The sequence below is a fragment of the Mycobacterium sp. genome (genome assembly GCF_035499775.1).
Taxonomy (GTDB): Bacteria; Actinomycetota; Actinomycetes; order Mycobacteriales; family Mycobacteriaceae; genus Mycobacterium.
Genome location: NZ_DATJYB010000355.1, coordinates 1 through 2,918, shown reverse-complemented (window position 1 = coordinate 2,918; position 2,918 = coordinate 1). Strand labels below are relative to the sequence as shown.

Below are 2,918 nucleotides of genomic sequence, written 5' to 3'. Positions count from 1 at the left end.
CCCTCCGGTCACCCCCAATTCATCGGCTGGTGCCTGGACGAAGAAGACCTGTGCGTGGCCAAACTCTACGCATTCCGTGCCAAGGACCAGAACTTCGTCCAGGCGCTCATCCAAGAGCACCTAGTAGACCCCATCGTGATCATTGACCGATTAGGCACCGTCAACGCCCGCTACACCTCAGCTATCGAGACGGCCACCCGCGGGCTGGCGCACCAAATCGACCACGGGCCATCATGAAGATCGACGTCCCGCCCGAAATGTATGGCATATGGCAACAATCCGGCCGGATTCATTCATCGACCACCTCGGCCTCGTCGTCAGCGGCGCCCCATCGGCTCTGACACGGTGTGGGAAGCTTCCGCCAAGCACACCGACCTTGTCTCCGCGCAGACCCTGCATGGCCCCGCCCTCAAACGCAGCAGGTTCGATGTCTCGCCAGTGGGCTTCCCCTCGTAGCGTGGAGATGTCGCTATTGAGGAGGCGGCGATGGCAGCAAACAGGCGGAAGTTCGATCAGGACTTCAAGGCTGGCGCGGTGCGGATCGTGCGGGAGACCGGCAAGTCGATCGCGCAGGTGGCCCGGGAGCTCGGGATCCACGAGGGCACGCTGGGTCACTGGTGCGCCCAGGAGCGGCGGCGGGCCGGCGGCGACGATGAGCTGACTGAGTCCGAACGCCAGGAGTTGATCCGGCTGCGAAGGGAGAATGCGGAGCTGGCGATGCAACGTGATGTGCTCAAGCGCTCATGCGCCCTCTGGGTTCGAGAAGCGATGGGCCGGTAGAGATGTCGCGGTTCATCGACTCCCAGAGGGCACGCTACGGCATCCCGTCCGCCACGACATGCCGGGCGTTGGGGGTGTCGCAGTCGTGGTTCTACAAATGGCGTCACGGCGACCCGTCACCACGGCACGCTCGCCGCAAGGCGCTGACCGCAGATATCGGGCGGCTGTTCGCGGTGCACAAGGGCAAGTACGGATCCCCGCGGATCTACGCCGACCTTCGCGATATGGGCTGGAGCATCAGCGTTAACACCGTCGCGGCGATCATGCGTGAGCAGGGCATGGTGGCTCGCCCCAAGCGGCATCGCCGGCATACCACCCGGCCTGGCAAAGGTCGGTGGCGAGCGCCTGACCTGGTTAAACGCAAGTTCGCCGCGCAGCAACTCAACGGCAAGTGGTACGGCGACGGTACCGAAGTGGATACCGACGAAGGCAAGCTCCAGTTGGATTCGGTGCTCGATGTGGCCTCACGGCGCATCGTCGGGTTCGCCATCGGTGAGCACCACAACGCCGAGCTGGCCTACGGAGCATTGGCCATGGCGGTCGCGGTCCGCGGCGGCAACCAGGAGGTCCGTGGGGTCATTTTCCACACTGACCAGGGCAGCGAATTCACCGCCAAGACGTTCCGGGCTGCTTGCCAACGTTGCCGGATCCGCCAGTCGATGGGTCGGCCGGGATCGGCTCTGGACAACGCTGTAATCGAATCCTGGCATTCCACTTTAGAATTCGAGTTACGCATGCTGGAGCATTTCGACACCAAGGCCCAGGCCCGCCGCGAGTTGGTCGCCTGGATCGAGGACTACAACGCTGATCGTCGCCATTCGGCACTAAACATGCGATCCCCGCTGCAACACGAACGGCAGCTCCGTAACGGCGGGTCTGAACCCGGGCAGGCGCCATGAGGACATCCCGCCCCGGCAAGGAGCAGTATGGAGGTGTCCTCGCCGGCGTCAAGGCCAACGCCTCCCGGTTGGCCTACGGCCAGCCTTGACACCGGCTGCGGGCACCACCCCACCGCAGCTGCCCGGGGGGCAGCAGCAAACAACTTCACCAACAACATCCCTACAACCAAAGTCCCCACGGAATCAGGGGAGGCCCCATCTGTACGTCTGTGGAAGGGGACGGTGATGGATACGACGGTTGGTGGGATCGGCGCGGTTGTCGTGGCGGAGTTGCGTGCGGCCGGTTACCTGGAATCGACGGTTGGTCAGTACGCGAAGACGATCAAGGCGCTGACTGAGCTCGCCTCGGCGCGTGAGTATTCCACCAATCTGGGTGCGGAGTTCGCCTCGATGACGACCAGTGTGCGCACCGGTCGATTCAGCCCGCAGCGCCGGTTCGATTACCGGCGTCTGGTCGCGGTGTTCGACTCGTATGTGCAGACCGGGCGGGTGGACCTGGCGGTTCGTGGCCGCGGCGGCGGAGGTCCACGCCCGGCGGGCAGCGACTTCGTTGCGCTGGACGCCGCTTGGGAGGCCGAGATGGGCCGGCGTGGTCTGGCGCCGGCCACCCGCGAGGCCTATGGAAGGGTGGCGCGACGCTACCTGGTGTTCCTGGAAAGACGCGGGATCGCCGTGCTTGACGGGGCTGATGGCGCCAGCGTCCTGGCGTTTTTGGAATTTCTACTGGACCGGTGGGCCAAGTCGTCACTGTTTTGGGTGGTGTCGAACTTTCGTCCGTTCCTGACGTTCACCGGCCGCATCGATCTGGTCACTGCGCTGAATCTGGCTGGCATCAAACGCTTTCACGCGATCATCCCCGTCTTGGCAGATGCCGATGAGGAGTTGGTGGTCCGGGCATGCGCGTCGGGGGTGATCAGCGCCCGAGACGCCGCGATCACCTTGCTCGCGTTGTCGACGGGGCTGCGGGCTTGTGACATCGTGGCGCTGCGGTTGGGCGATGTCGACTGGCGTGGGTGCACCATCGGCCTGGTGCAGCAGAAGACGGGCAACCCGCTGACGCTGCCGTTGCCGACGCTGCTGGTGAGCAAGCTGGCCGCCTATGTGCTCGACGAGCGACCCCGCTGCGGCGATGATCACCTGTTCCTGCGGTCGAAAGCTCCTCACACCCGGCTGGGTGATCACGCGACGGTGCACCAGGTGACGGTGAAGACCTTCCGGAAAGCGGGAGTGGCCAACCCG

At 64.5% G+C, this 2,918-nt stretch carries 3 protein-coding genes and 1 pseudogene; all 4 read left to right on the top strand.

Going from position 1 to position 2,918, the window contains the following annotated elements; translation table 11 throughout:
• Positions 1 to 237, top strand: a pseudogene (locus tag VML93_RS22190) (hypothetical protein); the annotation flags it as partial.
• Between the two features lie 249 nt (positions 238 to 486).
• On the top strand, positions 487 to 780 hold the full coding sequence (locus VML93_RS22185; RefSeq protein ID WP_325614366.1) for a transposase: 294 nt from the start codon (positions 487 to 489) through the stop codon (positions 778 to 780).
• A gap of 2 nt (positions 781 to 782) precedes the next feature.
• The gene (locus VML93_RS22180) at positions 783 to 1,679 is read left to right on the top strand and encodes an IS3 family transposase (RefSeq protein ID WP_325614364.1); all 897 of its coding nucleotides are present in this window, start codon (positions 783 to 785) and stop codon (positions 1,677 to 1,679) included.
• A 225-nt stretch (positions 1,680 to 1,904) separates the two neighbouring features.
• On the top strand, positions 1,905 to 2,918 hold a 1,014-nt coding region (locus VML93_RS22175; RefSeq protein WP_325614363.1), incomplete at its 3' end, for a tyrosine-type recombinase/integrase.